19 protein-coding genes and 1 tRNA gene are annotated in these 13,514 nt (G+C 64.7%); 12 read left to right on the top strand and 8 right to left on the bottom strand.

From position 1 onward, the window contains the following. The first annotated feature begins 49 nt into the window (after nt 1-49). From AUR64_RS10550 to AUR64_RS10540, 3 genes are all read left to right on the top strand, one after another. The gene (locus tag AUR64_RS10550) at nt 50-478 is read left to right on the top strand and encodes a DUF7112 family protein (protein WP_058581923.1); all 429 of its coding nucleotides are present in this window, start codon (nt 50-52) and stop codon (nt 476-478) included. A gap of 81 nt (nt 479-559) precedes the next feature. Beyond that, complete coding sequence (locus AUR64_RS20740) at nt 560-988, top strand: hypothetical protein (RefSeq protein WP_058581922.1); 429 nt, start codon at nt 560-562, stop codon at nt 986-988. 54 nt (nt 989-1,042) lie between these two features. Beyond that, on the top strand, nt 1,043-1,507 hold the full coding sequence (locus AUR64_RS10540; RefSeq protein ID WP_058581921.1) for a DUF5807 family protein: 465 nt from the start codon (nt 1,043-1,045) through the stop codon (nt 1,505-1,507). A gap of 17 nt (nt 1,508-1,524) precedes the next feature. Here AUR64_RS10540 and AUR64_RS10535 read toward each other — a convergent pair whose 3' ends face one another. Next, the gene (locus AUR64_RS10535; protein ID WP_058581920.1) at nt 1,525-2,757 is read right to left on the bottom strand and encodes a DHH family phosphoesterase; all 1,233 of its coding nucleotides are present in this window, start codon (nt 2,755-2,757) and stop codon (nt 1,525-1,527) included. 296 nt (nt 2,758-3,053) lie between these two features. Here AUR64_RS10535 and AUR64_RS10530 point away from each other — a divergent pair, with 296 nt between their 5' ends. Beyond that, nucleotides 3,054-3,497 carry a CBS domain-containing protein gene (locus AUR64_RS10530; protein ID WP_082230713.1) on the top strand — a complete coding sequence of 148 codons (444 nt, stop codon included), beginning with the start codon at nt 3,054-3,056 and terminating at the stop codon, nt 3,495-3,497. Between the two features lie 74 nt (nt 3,498-3,571). Here AUR64_RS10530 and AUR64_RS10525 read toward each other — a convergent pair whose 3' ends face one another. Continuing rightward, nucleotides 3,572-4,009, bottom strand: a complete 438-nt coding sequence (locus AUR64_RS10525) for a universal stress protein (RefSeq protein WP_058581918.1) — start codon at nt 4,007-4,009, stop codon at nt 3,572-3,574. 194 nt (nt 4,010-4,203) lie between these two features. Between AUR64_RS10525 and AUR64_RS10520 the strand changes: the two genes are divergently transcribed. Further along, nucleotides 4,204-4,656: a universal stress protein gene (locus AUR64_RS10520; protein ID WP_058581917.1), complete on the top strand. Its 453-nt coding sequence runs from the start codon at nt 4,204-4,206 to the stop codon at nt 4,654-4,656. A 5-nt stretch (nt 4,657-4,661) separates the two neighbouring features. Here AUR64_RS10520 and AUR64_RS10515 read toward each other — a convergent pair whose 3' ends face one another. The 3 genes from AUR64_RS10515 to AUR64_RS10505 form a co-directional block, all read right to left on the bottom strand. Then, entirely contained in the window at nt 4,662-5,417 is a 756-nt protein-coding gene (locus AUR64_RS10515; RefSeq protein WP_058581916.1) for a creatininase family protein, read from the bottom strand. Nucleotides 5,418-5,531: 114 nt separating this feature from the next. Continuing rightward, entirely contained in the window at nt 5,532-6,065 is a 534-nt protein-coding gene (locus AUR64_RS10510; protein WP_058581915.1) for a GNAT family N-acetyltransferase, read from the bottom strand. Next, complete coding sequence (locus tag AUR64_RS10505) at nt 6,062-6,430, bottom strand: universal stress protein (RefSeq protein ID WP_058581914.1); 369 nt, start codon at nt 6,428-6,430, stop codon at nt 6,062-6,064. The genes AUR64_RS10510 and AUR64_RS10505 overlap by 4 nt, the downstream gene beginning before the upstream one ends. A gap of 131 nt (nt 6,431-6,561) precedes the next feature. On the opposite strand from AUR64_RS10505, the gene AUR64_RS10500 reads away from it, so the two are divergent. Further along, the gene (locus AUR64_RS10500) at nt 6,562-7,320 is read left to right on the top strand and encodes a DUF5806 family protein (RefSeq protein ID WP_058581913.1); all 759 of its coding nucleotides are present in this window, start codon (nt 6,562-6,564) and stop codon (nt 7,318-7,320) included. On the opposite strand, the gene AUR64_RS10495 is transcribed toward AUR64_RS10500, so the two are convergent. Further along, nucleotides 7,321-8,523 (bottom strand): hypothetical protein, encoded by a 1,203-nt coding sequence (locus AUR64_RS10495; RefSeq protein ID WP_058581912.1) that lies wholly within the window; start codon nt 8,521-8,523, stop codon nt 7,321-7,323. A 96-nt stretch (nt 8,524-8,619) separates the two neighbouring features. Here AUR64_RS10495 and AUR64_RS10490 point away from each other — a divergent pair, with 96 nt between their 5' ends. Next, nucleotides 8,620-8,976, top strand: coding sequence for a hypothetical protein (locus tag AUR64_RS10490; protein WP_058581911.1), 357 nt, complete (start codon nt 8,620-8,622; stop codon nt 8,974-8,976). Nucleotides 8,977-9,204: 228 nt separating this feature from the next. On the opposite strand, the gene AUR64_RS10485 is transcribed toward AUR64_RS10490, so the two are convergent. Beyond that, a complete protein-coding gene (locus tag AUR64_RS10485) occupies nt 9,205-10,302 on the bottom strand; it encodes an aminopeptidase (RefSeq protein WP_058581910.1) in 1,098 nt (365 codons plus the stop codon). A 93-nt stretch (nt 10,303-10,395) separates the two neighbouring features. Then, nucleotides 10,396-10,800, bottom strand: coding sequence for a CBS domain-containing protein (locus tag AUR64_RS10480; protein ID WP_058581909.1), 405 nt, complete (start codon nt 10,798-10,800; stop codon nt 10,396-10,398). Nucleotides 10,801-10,959: 159 nt separating this feature from the next. On the opposite strand from AUR64_RS10480, the gene AUR64_RS10475 reads away from it, so the two are divergent. The 5 genes from AUR64_RS10475 to AUR64_RS10455 all read left to right on the top strand — a co-directional run bounded on the left by AUR64_RS10475 (nt 10,960) and on the right by AUR64_RS10455 (nt 13,457). Beyond that, complete coding sequence (locus AUR64_RS10475; protein ID WP_058581908.1) at nt 10,960-11,853, top strand: decarboxylating 6-phosphogluconate dehydrogenase; 894 nt, start codon at nt 10,960-10,962, stop codon at nt 11,851-11,853. A gap of 114 nt (nt 11,854-11,967) precedes the next feature. Then, complete coding sequence (locus AUR64_RS10470) at nt 11,968-12,258, top strand: hypothetical protein (protein ID WP_155120574.1); 291 nt, start codon at nt 11,968-11,970, stop codon at nt 12,256-12,258. 57 nt (nt 12,259-12,315) lie between these two features. Further along, nucleotides 12,316-12,555, top strand: a complete 240-nt coding sequence (locus AUR64_RS10465; RefSeq protein ID WP_058581906.1) for a glycine zipper 2TM domain-containing protein — start codon at nt 12,316-12,318, stop codon at nt 12,553-12,555. Between the two features lie 116 nt (nt 12,556-12,671). After that, on the top strand, nt 12,672-13,259 hold the full coding sequence (locus AUR64_RS10460; protein WP_058581905.1) for a 2Fe-2S iron-sulfur cluster-binding protein: 588 nt from the start codon (nt 12,672-12,674) through the stop codon (nt 13,257-13,259). A 125-nt stretch (nt 13,260-13,384) separates the two neighbouring features. Next, nucleotides 13,385-13,457 (top strand) — tRNA-Arg (locus AUR64_RS10455). Nucleotides 13,458-13,514 lie beyond the last annotated feature (57 nt).

Here is a 13,514-nt window from a genome sequence, read left to right as displayed (position 1 = left end):
CGCACCCTGATTCCGACCGTTTTTCCGCACCGACTCCGGAGTGACGACCATGCCTGACCGAGTGTCTCACGACAACCCCTCGGTGACGACGCACCGCGCGCGACTCGAACGCAGCGGCGGCACGCGGCGTCCTTGTCTCCGCCTCCCGGACGACGTCGACGTCGACGCGGGCGACATCGTCCGACTGGTCCTCGACGACGACGAACGACACGCGAAAGTCGACAGCGACGCACAGGGACTCCTGATTCGCGGCGCGTACGACAACCGCCGCCTCGCGCGGACGCCCGGCGAGGGCGAGAACCGTCTCGTCGAGTGGGCCGAGAAAAACCGGCGAGACCCGGGGACGAGCGCCGAACTCGACGAAGTCGAACCCGGTCACCTGTACGGCCTCCGGGTCCCGGGCAAGCGCGCCGTCTACAGTGTCACCCGTCAGCCGAAGTCGTCGCTGGCGGATATCGCGCGGCAGTTGGACGAGTAGCGACTCGGAGACTGACAGACGCGACTTGGAGGAGATGAACTGTCGTGCGGATTTATACTGTCAGTCATTCAATCAGAACGTATGGAACTGTCGCCGACCGCTCTGCGCGAAACGGTGCGTGACCACCCGACGGGCGTCGTGTTCGCGTTCTTGCTCGCCGTTTGGGTTCCCGTCTCGGAAGGTTGGCTACCGGAACCGCTGTACGCCGTGCTGTATCCGGTCTGGCTGCCGGGGTATCTCGCGGTGTTGGGCGCGACGGCGACCCGGAATCTCTATCTTCCGTGGCTCGGCAGCGGACCGGCGTTCGACGGTTTCGCGCTCGCACTGTTGTTTCTGGAGGCGGCAGTAGCGACTCGGGTGTTCCAATTCGTCGCGCGGGTGCTCGGAGGGCGACGCGACGACGAAAACGGTGGCAATCACGGCAGCGACGGGCGTTCCGGCCACACCGACCACACCGACCACACTGACCACACCGACCACACCGACCACACCGACGACCCGGCCGCGTAGCACTGCCGACTCGCAGTCACGCGCTTTTTACCGCTGGCACGCCGACAGAATCCCATGAGCGACCGTGAGGCGTTTCTCGCAGGCGAGCGACTCGACGACGTAGCGCTGTTTCTGACCGACGACTACCTCGACGAACAAGGTAAGATAGCAAACTACGGTGAGACCGTCGACGGCGGCGTCATCCTCGTCGAACCCGGCGACAAGGGTCGACAGCTGTTCGCCGCCGGAACCGGAATGAAAGCGATGGAGTTCGCCCAGAGCGCGATGGGCACGGAAGGGGATATCGCCGACGACCTGAGCGGTGGGGCGTGTCCGGCCGCCGAAAACGACGAGGAAGAAGCGAACACGAACGACGAAGAAGCAGACGAGTCCGCCCACCGCGTCAGGTTCGTCTTCGCCTTCGCTGAGGCGCAAAACGAGGAAGTCGGCGGCCTCTACGCCGATGGAGACGTGATTCACGCCTACGCGCAGTGTGAGTGCGGGCAGTCGTACTCGGACCGCTGGCTCGTCGACGCGTAAAGAGGGGGAAAGAAAGCTTACCGCTCGGTTTCGACGCCTTCGTCCTCGGCGTCTTTCTCGTCATCTTCGGCGGCTTCGGCGACGCGCTCGAAGGCGGCGAGGATGACACGCTTGGCCGCACTACCCTGTGTGCTCCAGTGGTTCGCGTAGTCGAGCATGTCGTCGTAGATTTCGGGTTTGCAACCGGCGGCGCGCGGGTGACCGCCGCCGTCGACGTACGCGGCGACTTCGTGGGCGCGCTCGAAGCCCTCCGACCCGCGGATGCTCGCGCTTCCGGCGGGTTTGACGATGACCGCGGCGTCGGCACCCTGTTCGCGGAGCGTCTCGGCGACTTCGTTCTGCGAGCAGCGGCCGTAGGTGACGCCGACGGTCCACTCGCCGACGCGTTTGAACTCCGCCCGCGAGACGGCGAGGTCGATGAGTTTCTCCTTTTCGATGCGGCGGTGTTCGACGTACGAAAGTGCTTTTTCCGGGAGGTCAGCGCCGTACGCGCCGACGACGGCGACGTACTCCTCGTTTTTCACCCAGTAGGCGTAGTCGGCGAGGTCGTCGCTGCGTTCGTCCTCACGAATCCAGAGGTCGTGGTCGCGGGTCACTTCGGCGAGTTCCTCGAAGTGCTCCGAGAACTCGTAGTCGAGCGAGCGAAGCGCCACGTCGGTCGTACACTCCTCGTCGGAGTCGCCGACCACGAGGTCAACGCCCGCATCGCGGACCGCCGCGGCGACGTCGTCGTTCCACTGGTGGTGGTCGAACCACCGGACGCTGTCGGCGTGGGCGACGAGCGACTCCAGTGCGTCTTCGACGTACTCGTACTTGTCGGGGCAGAGGTCGCAGACGTACACCTCGACACCGTCGTCGGCGTACTCGGCGACGCGTTCGAGGGCGTCCTCGACGTTGTGCGGACTCGCGCCGACGAGCGCTACCGAGGAGTCGGGCGTGTCGGCCTCGTCGTCTTCGTCACTTTCGGTCTCTTCCTCGACGGGGTCGTCGCTCATCCGACTCTCGATGTCGGCGAGGAACGGTTCGGGGTCGAGCGCCGCGTCGTACATCTCTCGGATGAGCGCCGCACAGCCGAGGCCGTCGGCGTCGAGGTCGGCGACGACGACGGCTTCCGCGCCGTCGACAGCTTCCTGAACGCGTTCGTCGGCGCGGTCCTCGTCGAGCGAGTCTGGGTAGAAGAAACCTGTCCCGGGAAGCAGCGATTTCCGCGAGAGAGGCAACAGTCCGGAGTCGATGAGGTCGTCGTCCATACGGGTGTGAAGTGTGGTGGGGTGAAAACGGCGGTGATTCGGCGAGTGTGCGAGCCGAACCCAGAGAATCGGAGATTCTCGGTGATTTGGCGAACGCAGTGAGCCAAATCGCGTCGGGCGGGAAGCGTCCGACGCAGATTCGCCGAGCGTCAGCGAAGCGAACAATTCTCTGCGCAGTCGGGCGGTCGTCCGAGAGAGTCACACTACGTGACGCCCCGAAGTAGCGCGTAAAGGCCCCATTGACACAAGCAGTAGTCAGCTAGTAACTAACCTCTGACATCCCGAAACGAGAGGTGATGTCAGGGAGTGTGCAAGGGAGTCGACCCGGCGGAGAGTCGGGCGAACCGAGGTTGGGATTGCCCGTCTACGGTGTGTCGCAGCGGACACCGTTGGCCGCGCTGACAGACGGACTCGACCCGAGCAGTTGCGTCGTCGTACTCGACGGCGAGCGACCGCTCGGCGTGTACAGTCCGCGCGAGTTGTGCCGTGACGAGACGGACCCGTTGGCACCCGAAACGGTGGGCGACCTCACGCCGGAGAGACCGCTGGTCGTCGGTGCGACGATATCGGTCGAATCGTGTCTCGAACGGGCGTTCGACGACGACGAGCGCTTCGTCGCAGTCGTCGACGACACAGACCGACTCGCCGGCGTCGTCACCCGGTGGCAACTGCTCGCGGCGATAGAACGCGGTGAATCCGCGGCCGACGTGGTCGAACTGCTCGTCGATGCCCCCGAGTAGAAAAGCGCAAAAATTCGAGATGAGAGCGAGAGGGAAACGAGAGAAATCCGTCGACAGGGAGTTCGAGGCGTCAGTTAGACGCTCTCGGAGCGGTCGAGTTGTCGGACCGTCAGCACGGGAACTGGACTGGTTCGGACGACGCGTTCGGCGACGCTACCGATGAGAAAGCGGTTCTCGCCGTGGCGGCCGCGCGTCCCGGTTGCAACCACGTCGGCGTCGTGTTCGCGGGCGTAGTCGCCGATGACGGCCGCCGGGCGGCCCTCACGGACGGCGGTGGTTACGTCGCGTCCGGCCTCCGAACGGACCGTTTCGAGCGCCTCCTCGCCGCGTTCGTGGAGCGCGTCGCGCATCTCATCTCGGAGGCGCTCGGGCGACGAGTCGACCTCGCCGCTGTCGACGACGTAGAGCGCGTGTACCTCGGCGTCGAACGTCTCCGCGAGGTCGAGTGCGACGGCCACCGCGCGGCGAACGCTCTCGGACCCGTCTGTCGCAATGACGATGGTGTCGAACATATCGCCGCGTTCGCCCGGGTGCGGCTTAAAACCACGCGCGATGGGCGAAGCCGACCGGACGCGACGGCGGGACGACCCCCGCATCGACGTTGCGTAGTCGACACCGCGTTCGGAGGGTCCTCGTCTACGGACACGACGACACGAAGCGGCGCGAGGGGGGAGCGTTTTTGAGGGAGGCCCGCAGAGAGAGGGGTATGACGACGCCTTTGGACCTCGACATCGTGTTGGTCCCGGTCGACGGGAGCGACGAGTCGACAGTCGCCATCGAGTACGCCATCGGCATCGCCGAACGGTACGACGCCACCGTCCACGCCGTCTACGTGCTCGGCGAGGAGGTAGTTCGCGCCATCGAGAGCGACGCCGTCGACGAAGACGAAGTCGCCGCCGAAACGGAGGCGTTCACTGACAACGTCGCCGAGATGGCCGCAGAACACGACGTCGAAGTGACGACGTCGAACGCCTACGGCTTCTCGGTGAACGTGAAGACCCGCCACCCCGGCAGCGTGGTTCTCGACACCGCCGAGGAAGTCGACGCCGACTTCATCGTCGTCCCGCGCGAACCCGTCTCGGGTGACCCCGGCGAGGTGCTCGAAAAGGCCGCCGAGTACGTGTTGTTGTACGCGAGTCAGCCCGTGTTGTCGGTTTAGTACCCTTAGACCGCGTCGCGTTCGGCTTCGATTCGGTCGACGTACGCGTCGGTTATCGCCGAGAAAATCGCCTCGCCCGCCTCGGGCGTCGCCTCCCGCGGGTCGCCGAGGACGCCGTTTTCGGTTATCGCTTTGAATCCCTCGCTGAGCAGCCGTGAAACCGAGATATCGCCTTCACGGCCGAGTTCGAGTCGGTCGGTTCGGACGAGTTCTTCGGCGGCGGCCATCACCATCGCTGTCTCGGCCGCACCCGCGTGAATCACGGGTTCTTCGTACTCGACGCCCGCTTCGCGCATCCCCTCGTTCATCAACTCCATCAGCGTGCCGAGTTCTGCGAGTGCGATAACGTTCGCGTCGAGTTCGCGGGCGATTTCGGGGGCGACAGTGTTGACCGGGGCGAAATTGCCGCCGTGGGTCGGGACGAGCACCAGATGCTCGAAGCCGTGGGCGTCCAGCGACCGGCAGTACGACCGAATCAGTTCCATCAGCGTCTCCGGCGGAATCGTAATCGTCCCCGGAAAGTCCATGTGATGACCCGAACAGCCAGGTCGAATCGACGGCGCGGCGAACGCATCACCCAACTGCTCGGCGATTCGTCCGGAGAGTTCGTCACCCGCGAGCGTGTCCATGATGAGCGGGAGATGCGGGCCGTGCTGTTCGACGGACCCGACGGCGATTATCGCTGTCCGAGTGCCGTCTTCGAGCGCCGATTCTACGTCTGTCCACGTCTGATGTTCCAGTCGAACGTCTTCGTGAGCCATACAGAGAGTGCTATACGGTACCGTGCTTAGTGGTACGCATCTCGGAAGAACGCGTTCGAGGTGAAGCGAGAGGGTGGTCGACAGAAGTGAGACCCCGCGCAGAAAGCGGCCCAGTCAGTTCAACCGAAGCGCCATCTCCAACTCGAAGCTCTCGGCGTTGCTGGTCTCGAAGCCGATTTTCTTGTAGAGCGCGACGGCCGCGCGGTTCCATCGCTCGACGGTGAGCCACACTTTCTCCACGTCGCTCGCCTGTCCGTGTCCGAGCAACGCCTCGATGAGGTGCGTGCCGATACCGGCGCGCTGGTACTTCTGCAGCACGAAGATGGCGAGTTCGTAGGCGTCCTCGTCGGGGACGAGCGTCGCGTGGCCCGCCGCCTCGTCGCCGTGCCAAGCGACGACGTTCAGACACTCCGAGTCGAGAATCGTGTCGAGCCACGACCGAATGCGCTCCTCGCGGCCCGGCGGGATACCCTGCGCGCGGTCGGCGGGGTCGAACTCGGTGTACATCTCGACGAGTCGCTCGTACTCGTCGCCGTCGGGGTCGTAAACGCGAATTTCGATGGTGCGCTCTTCGCGGTCTTCGAACTCGACGGTCGGTGCATCGAACGGGCCGGCCGGGTCGTCGGGGTAGAGTCGCTCTCGCTTCATCGCACTAGTTTCACCGTCTTGTGGGAGTTCAGCAGCACGAACTCGGCGATGCTCCCGATGCTTATCTTGCCCATCGGACTGCGCTGGCCGCCGCCGAGGACGAGTTGGTCGAACCCGCCGCTTTCGGCGAGGTCGACGAGACTGCTTCCGGGGTCACCTTCGACGTGTCGGACGTCGGCGTCGACGTTGGCCGCTTCGAGTTGGTTTCGGACTCGCGTCTCTATCTCTTCGGGGGTCGCGTCGGAGTTCGGGTTCTCGACGATGGCAACCGTGAGTTCGTCGTCGGCGACGGCCGCTCGTTCGACCGTCCGTTCCAGCGCGTGATACGAATCCTCGCTCCCACCGATTCCCAGTAACACCTTCATGTGCGAATCTGTCGCAGGCGGGTGTCAAAACAGTTGCCGCCGAGACAGCAGTCGGACACCCCGGAAGACGCACCCCGGCGACGCTCGGCCGACGCCGACAACCCTTTTGTACCCGGTTCACAAGGGCGGGTATGGCAGACGACCCCGCGACGCCCTCGGAGTCGCCGGAGCGAGAGACGACAAACGGCGAACGTGACGAGACGGTCGGTGTCGACGACCCCGTGACGGACTCCGAGGCGGACGAGACGACAGCGCAGACGACCCCCGCCGAAGCGACGAACGGAGAGGGTTCGGACGCCGAAAGCGAAACGGAAACCGACGCTGAGACCGACTCCGTCTCCGACGACGAGGCCGACTCCGTTCCCGACGACGTTCAGAAGTACGCCCGCTTCAAGAAGATGGACGGCGCGCAGTACGACCGGGTCAACGGCTTCCTCCGGGACCGGACGTACATCACCGCCCGCGAGTGGGCTATCGCGCGTCTCTGTGCGGACTTCCGGACCGAGACGGGCGTCGAGATGACTAAAATCGGCAAGAACCTTCCCCGCTTGGTTCCCTTCATGACCGATACGTACACCCCGCAGGCGGTCAATCAAGCGCGTTCGTCCTTCGAAGGGAAGGTGAAGAAATCGGGCGCGACGTTCCTCTACGGCGCGATGAGCGGCTTCTTCACCGCCGAGGAACTCGATGAAACGATGTACGAGGTGACGGAAATCGCCAAGTTCCTCCTCGAAGTCGAAGGCGTCGACTTGGCCGTCGCCGAGGAACTCGACGCCGAAGAGCGGATTTCGAGCGTCATGCGCGAGGTCCGACAGTCGAGTGCGGAACTCCGCGCCGAAGAGGTGGAGTGTCCCGAGTGCGGCCACGTCCACGAACCGAAGCAGGAGTAGTTAGGACGGACCGTCGGTCGCGTCTCTGAACGTCTGCATCACCGGAGAGACGTTGGTGGCGAGCGCACGGGCAAAGCGGAACTCGAAGTAAATATGTCGACGAACGCGTTCGCGGTACAGATACTCGGAGGACTGTTCGGCGTGCTGTATCGCGTTGGCGAGTACACCTCGTGCGGGTTCGAGGAGCAACCGAGACACTGGCGAGTCCGCATTCGAGAGCGCAGTCTCGAACTCCGCCGTCGCACGGTGACTCTCCGTCTCGATACGTGGCGAGAAGGGCACGTTGATTTCGCTCGCGGCGGCGTTGAGTTCGTCGATAGCGGGCGTGACGAGGCGCGCACGGAGGAGATGTAGAACGGCGCTGGCCACCTGACCTCCGTTGTAGTCACGTTCAGCGTTCTCACGGGCAGTCCCGGCCCACATAGTCCCCAGCAAGAACGATAGCTCCATCCCCTCGATACGGAGGCGCTCCAGATTACGCTCCGTCGTCGGCGCGAGCGCCTCGTACGCGGTGACGAGTCGTTCTCGGTGGTTCGGCCGCTTCGGTAACGCGACGACGAGTCTGTCGGCGTCGTTGGTGAACAGACGAGTGGCCGCTAAGTGGCTCATCGCGTAGGCAGTCTCCTCGGACCCGACCTCGTCGACCGACGATTCAGCGAGACCGTACCGTCTTCGTGCGTCGGCGAGGCGAAATTCCGCAGTCGCCGCCTGCACGAGACACGCCTCGAACGGACCGTGGTCGTAACGCACGACGTCCGCTGACGGCGAGTCGAACGAGTCGTATCGTGACCGGGCCTCCGCCGGCGACAGGCGTCCCGTCGCGGCGTCGAGATACGCCGCCTTCAGACTGGCGCGTATCGTCATCGCTCGCAGTTCCTCGACGCCTTCCCAGCGGTTCAGGCGCGTTCGAGCGTGTTCCACCGTTCCGTCAAACTCGCCGGTGGCGACGAGAGAGTCGTCGAGAGACGGCAAGATGTTCGTCTGCTCACGCGTCCGCCGGAACTCGGAGACTGCCTCGCGGAAATCGGTCACCGCGGCGTTCCAGTGGGCATCGCTCGCGGTGACGACGTTTCCCACGGGTGGAGCGGCCGCCGCCACGTCGTCGAGAACGAACTGGCGTCGGTGGGCGGCGTAGCCAACCCCGCCGAGAATCGAAAGTCCGCCCGCCGCGAGCAGTCGGCGGCGCGAGAACTCGTCTTTCATGTCATTCTATTCACTCCATGTAAGATAAGTGTCCGGATGGACGAAACGAACGGCGGTGGCCCACACTACTTCGTATCTGGGCGACGACTGTCTCCTATGGTCGACAAAGAACTCGGCGAGGCGACGATAGTGTACGAAGACCCAGACGGCGAGACGATAGAGAAAAACGTCAAAAACGAGCACGTCGCGTACTTCCAAGACCACTGGTTGGTGAAAGTCGGCGAGGACGACGAAGGGCGCGACATCGTCCGTCGGATTCCCGCGACGCGGGTGTACCACGTCGAACGAACCGTCGAGAAGTTCGAAGAGGAGGTCAAGACGGTCCGCGACCAGGTGCAGTCCTTCACCGACGACCTGCGGTCGAGACTGCTCGGCGGCGGCGAGCAGACGGACGGGAACGACGAGCCACTAAGCATCAGCGTCGACGACGATTCCAACGAGAAAAAGCGATAAGCGAGACTGGACCGGGGTGGGAACGCCGGCACGCATCCGGTGGCGAGGGCGACAACCGCGAGCGTCTCGTCACCGATTCGTCACTGTTCGGAACAAAACCACAGCCAAACGACTTCTACTAAGGTTTATTCCTCGAAGCCGTCTTCCCACCGGAACGTCCCGTTGCACCTTTTTCCCTCGCTCGCTGCACTCGCTCGGCAAAAATCTGCACCAAAAACCGCAGAGCGCCTACCCCTCGAAGCCGTCTTCCCATCGGAACGTCCCGTTGCGCTGGACGAGTTCGCCGTCGACGAGCATCTTCGAGTCCTCGCTCATGTCGGTTATCATGTCGACGTGGACCGCCGACTGGTTGCCCGACTCGCCCTCGGGCAGACAGGAGTCGTACGCGCGGCCGACCGCGAGGTGGACCGTGTCGCCCATCTTCTCGTCGAAGAGGATGCTGTCGGTGAAGCGGTCGATGCCGCGATTCATCCCGATGCCGAGTTCGCCGAGGCGACGCGCACCTTCGTCGGTGTCGAGGATGTCTCCGAGCACCGCCTCGTTCTGCCCGGCGCTGAAGTCGACGACTTCGCCGTCCTCGAACGTGAGATGGACGTCGGTGACGCGGTTGCTCTGGATGGTCATCGGTACGTCGAAGAACACCTCGCCTTCGGTGGCGTAGGGCGCGGTGAACACCTCGCCGGAGGGGAGGTTGTGTGAGTCGTAGGCGACGGAGGCGGCGGAGTTCACCGCGGTTCGGTTCTCGATGGACATGGTCAGGTCGGTGTCCTCCTTTAGGAGTCGGACCTCGCTGCCGGCGTCGAGCACGTCTTTCATCTGCGCCATCTCGTCGGCGAGCGACTCCCAATCACGGAGGACAGCGTCGTAGACGAACTGCTGGTACTCTTCGTACGACATCCCGGCCTGCTGGGCGAGCGAGCGCGTCGGGTGGACGGTGGAGACCCAGTCGGTGTCCATGCGGGCCTCGCGGGTTCCTTCTCGGGCGCGGGCGAACGCGCGCTGGGTCTCGCCGGGAACGTCGGCGCTGGCGGTCGTGTTTCGGCCGCCACCGAGACGGAGGTAGGCGTCGGCATGTTCCAGAAGCGCGAGTTCGTGCGCCGGGTCGTCGCCGAACTCGCCGTCGTGGGCCTTCAGGTAGGCGCGCGAGACTTCCGCGGAGTCGTACAGCGTGACGACGTTCGCCCCGCGTTCACCGAGTTTCTCGGCGACGGCGACGGCGAGGTCGTGGGCGTCTTCGGCGACGCTGACAACGACGTCGTCGCCGGTTTCGATGCGTGCGCTCCAGTCGACGAGCACCTCGGCGTGCTCGCGTACGCGTTCGTCCATGCGCGAGTTGAGGAGTGACTCCCCGAAAAACGGGGTGGTTCCGGCGGCGTACGCGGGCCAAGTCACCCCGAAATCTGCGGCCCCGTCACGCCGTCAGCCGTCGAACATCGACAGAATCCGTGTGAGGTCCTCGCCGTACTGGACGAGGGCGTCTTCGAGGCGGACGACGCCGACGAAGTCACCCGCGTCGTCGACGACGGCGGCGCGGCGGGCGTTCGCGTCCGCGAGGTGCGCCACCAGTGCCGAGAGGTCCTCGGACTCGCGGACGGTGACGAGGTCCGCCGAGAGCACTTCGCTCGCGGTCTTCTCGTCGAGGCTCTCGTCGGCGACGTACGCCCGGCCGATGTCTGCAGGCGTCAGGAGGCCGAGCGGCCGCTGTTCGTCGAGAACGGCGACGAGTTCGAGCGAGTTTTTTCGCATCGCGGCGGTTACGTCGCCGACGGGCGTCGTCGGCGCGGCGGTGGCGACAGTCGCGTCGAGGATGTCAGTGAGTGTCATATCGAGCGTTGTACGGGAGGAGAGGGCGTAAGTCCAGCGACGGTCGTGTGGCGGCGACGAGAGTCAGAGTCCGGCGACGGTTCGGTGACGGTCACAGAACCGAAGTGAGCGCTCCGACGAACCACAACCGCTTACCTTCCCCCCGGTACACCTCCGACCATGCAACTGGGCGTCATCGGACTGGGCCGGATGGGACAGATTGTCGTCGAACGAGTCGTCGCCGCGGGCCACGATGTGGTCGCGTTCGACCTCAGCGAACGGGCAGTCGAAACGGCGACCGAGGCCGGCGCGGACCCCGCTGCGAGCATCGAGGACCTCGTCGAGACACTCGGCGACGAGAAACGCATCTGGCTGATGGTGCCCGCTGGAGAGGCTGTGGACGCGACACTCGCAGACCTCGACGAGTTTCTCGACGGCGACGACGTGGTGGTCGACGGCGGTAACTCCCACTTCGAGCGCTCCGTCGAACGCGCGAAAGCCTGCCCGGCGGCGTACCTCGACTGTGGGACCAGCGGCGGTCCTGCGGGCGCGGAACTCGGCTTCTCGCTCATGATCGGCGGTCCGCAGTGGGCGTACGACGAACTGACGCCCGTCTTCGACGCTGTCGCCACCGGTCCCGACGGACACGACCGGATGGGCGAGTCGGGGTCCGGCCACTACGTGAAGATGGTCCACAACGGCGTCGAGTACGCGCTGATGCAGGCGTACGGCGAGGGCTTCGAACTCCTCGCGGACGGCCGGTACGACCTGGACCTCGAAGCCGTCTCGCGGACGTGGAACAACGGCGCGGTGATTCGGTCGTGGCTGCTCGAACTCTGTGAGGAAGCGTTCGCCGAGGAGGGTTCGGGCCTCGGCGACGTCGCCGACCACGTCGCCGGCGGGTCGACCGGCACGTGGACGGTGCAGGAGGCGCTCGAACAGGAAGTCCCGGTGCCGCTCATCTACCAGGCGCTCGCCGAGCGTTTCGACAGCCGAAACGAAGGCCGGTTCTCGCGGCGGTTGGCGAATCGCCTCCGCTACGGCTTCGGCCGCCACGAAGTCGTCCGAGACTGAGACGAGAAGCGGTCGCCCGCGATTGAGACCGAAAGAAGTCAGCTACGACCTGCCGACCGCAGGCGCGAGGCTATTTCCTCGCCGAGCGTATCGGTGGGTACAGAGGAACGAACGATGAAATTCGAGGGTCGAGGGGCTGAGAGGTGGATTCGAAACGGGGGTATCCTGTTCGGGTCGGGGGTGATACTGCTCGCGGTAACGCTCTTAGCGGCCATCGTCGCGCTGTACCTGATGGCGGCGACGCCGCGCGGAGCACTGAGTTGGTACGCGTTGGCGGTCGGGGCAGGACTCATCGGTGCCGCACCGGTCGTCGCGAACGAACTGCTCGGGCGAGCCGTCGACGCACGCCGACTCGCACGTGAACGACGACTCCACGTCACCGTTTCGTCGACGACGAGACCGTAAGGTCTGGTCGCCGAATCTGAAAACAGCGTTATGCAGCGCGACGCCGTACACTGTGTCATGGAACCCGTATCCGCACGTCTCGAACGAGTGCTGAGTCGCGTCCGGTACGCGGCCATCGGTGGCGCTGTCGGTGGTGCCGTCGGCGGCGTCGTGAGCAAGAAGGCTGCGAGCACCGGGGCCGCCATCGGTGCGCTGGTCGGTGCGACAGTCGGCGAGAAGAGTGTCGGTGCTCGGAGTCAGCTCGAACGTATGAAAGAGCGCGGCGAGGCGGAGTTCGAACGAATCCCACTGGAGTAGCCGACGCTCAGTGTCGGCCGTCGACGCTCCGCGCCCGGGTAGCGGATGCGATAATCGGCCGCCGATTCGTCGGGGGAATCACAACTGTTGTAAACCCACACTCCGTAGCCGCCGATATGGCTCTCATCGACCCAGTGGCGGTAGGACTGGGCGCGGCGCTGACGGCGCTCGCCGTCGCGATGCACTTCTCGAAGGGGACGGGGTGGACGGCCACCGCCGACATCTCCCAAGAGGTGCTCGAGCAGCGCGCGTCGACGGTCCCCGAGACGGACTTCCCCGAACCGATGAACCGCTCCATCGGCGGCGGCGGTGCTGTCGCCGTCGGCGGCGCGACGGGCGAGGAAGGAGAACTCGAAGAAGGCGAGGCCGAAGAGGAGAGTTCGAGCCCCGCCGACATCCCCGAGGACGAAGTCGAGTACTTCGAGGTGGAGTACCTCAAGGAAGGCGAAACCATCGAGATTCCGAACAACAAGACGGTCCTCGAATCCGGCGAAGACAACGGCTGGGACCTGCCGTACGCCTGCCGACAGGGACAGTGTGTCTCCTGTGCCGGGCAGATTACGTCGGGCGGTAACTCCGAGGACTATGTCGTCCACGACGACCAGCAGATGCTCGACGACGGCGAACTCGACGACGGCTACACGCTCACCTGTGTCGCCTACCCGCGTGCGGACTTCTCCATCGAGACGGGCACTGCACCGTAGCCGGCCACAGTTACTCGGATTTCTTCGGTCTTCGATTTTCTACTCTTCGACAGTTTCTTTGACCCGCCACCGGTGCCGAGAGAGGTCACAACCGTTATAGCCAGTTGTTGTGTACGTCTGGGTGAGGGCCCGTAGCTCAGTGGACAGAGTGCTTGGTTCCGGACCAAGATGTCGCGGGTTCAAATCCCGTCGGGTCCGTTCGGCCTTCGGCCTCACTTCCCCGACGTAGTTCGCAAACGCTTCGCGTTTGCTCAC

This window comes from Haloprofundus marisrubri (assembly GCF_001469955.1).
Taxonomy (GTDB): Archaea; Halobacteriota; Halobacteria; order Halobacteriales; family Haloferacaceae; genus Haloprofundus; species Haloprofundus marisrubri.
The sequence above is the reverse complement of the archived record's forward strand: the minus strand, read 5'-3'. Positions and strand labels throughout refer to the sequence as shown.

What these genes read in the sequence shown, in the direction of transcription:
- AUR64_RS10540 (WP_058581921.1), top strand. Translation starts at nt 1,043, where the DNA reads ATGAGCGACCGTGAGGCGTTTCTCGCAGGCGAGCGACTCGACGACGTA.
- AUR64_RS10525 (WP_058581918.1), bottom strand. Translation starts at nt 4,009, where the DNA reads ATGTTCGACACCATCGTCATTGCGACAGACGGGTCCGAGAGCGTTCGC.
- AUR64_RS10480 (WP_058581909.1), bottom strand. Translation starts at nt 10,800, where the DNA reads ATGACACTCACTGACATCCTCGACGCGACTGTCGCCACCGCCGCGCCG.
- AUR64_RS10515 (WP_058581916.1), bottom strand. Translation starts at nt 5,417, where the DNA reads ATGGCTCACGAAGACGTTCGACTGGAACATCAGACGTGGACAGACGTA.
- AUR64_RS20740 (WP_058581922.1), top strand. Translation starts at nt 560, where the DNA reads ATGGAACTGTCGCCGACCGCTCTGCGCGAAACGGTGCGTGACCACCCG.
- AUR64_RS10550 (WP_058581923.1), top strand. Translation starts at nt 50, where the DNA reads ATGCCTGACCGAGTGTCTCACGACAACCCCTCGGTGACGACGCACCGC.
- AUR64_RS10465 (WP_058581906.1), top strand. Translation starts at nt 12,316, where the DNA reads ATGGAACCCGTATCCGCACGTCTCGAACGAGTGCTGAGTCGCGTCCGG.
- AUR64_RS10495 (WP_058581912.1), bottom strand. Translation starts at nt 8,523, where the DNA reads ATGAAAGACGAGTTCTCGCGCCGCCGACTGCTCGCGGCGGGCGGACTT.
- AUR64_RS10475 (WP_058581908.1), top strand. Translation starts at nt 10,960, where the DNA reads ATGCAACTGGGCGTCATCGGACTGGGCCGGATGGGACAGATTGTCGTC.
- AUR64_RS10490 (WP_058581911.1), top strand. Translation starts at nt 8,620, where the DNA reads ATGGTCGACAAAGAACTCGGCGAGGCGACGATAGTGTACGAAGACCCA.
- AUR64_RS10485 (WP_058581910.1), bottom strand. Translation starts at nt 10,302, where the DNA reads ATGGACGAACGCGTACGCGAGCACGCCGAGGTGCTCGTCGACTGGAGC.
- AUR64_RS10505 (WP_058581914.1), bottom strand. Translation starts at nt 6,430, where the DNA reads ATGAAGGTGTTACTGGGAATCGGTGGGAGCGAGGATTCGTATCACGCG.
- AUR64_RS10530 (WP_082230713.1), top strand. Translation starts at nt 3,054, where the DNA reads ATGTCAGGGAGTGTGCAAGGGAGTCGACCCGGCGGAGAGTCGGGCGAA.
- AUR64_RS10520 (WP_058581917.1), top strand. Translation starts at nt 4,204, where the DNA reads ATGACGACGCCTTTGGACCTCGACATCGTGTTGGTCCCGGTCGACGGG.
- AUR64_RS10535 (WP_058581920.1), bottom strand. Translation starts at nt 2,757, where the DNA reads ATGGACGACGACCTCATCGACTCCGGACTGTTGCCTCTCTCGCGGAAA.
- AUR64_RS10470 (WP_155120574.1), top strand. Translation starts at nt 11,968, where the DNA reads ATGAAATTCGAGGGTCGAGGGGCTGAGAGGTGGATTCGAAACGGGGGT.
- AUR64_RS10500 (WP_058581913.1), top strand. Translation starts at nt 6,562, where the DNA reads ATGGCAGACGACCCCGCGACGCCCTCGGAGTCGCCGGAGCGAGAGACG.
- AUR64_RS10510 (WP_058581915.1), bottom strand. Translation starts at nt 6,065, where the DNA reads ATGAAGCGAGAGCGACTCTACCCCGACGACCCGGCCGGCCCGTTCGAT.
- AUR64_RS10460 (WP_058581905.1), top strand. Translation starts at nt 12,672, where the DNA reads ATGGCTCTCATCGACCCAGTGGCGGTAGGACTGGGCGCGGCGCTGACG.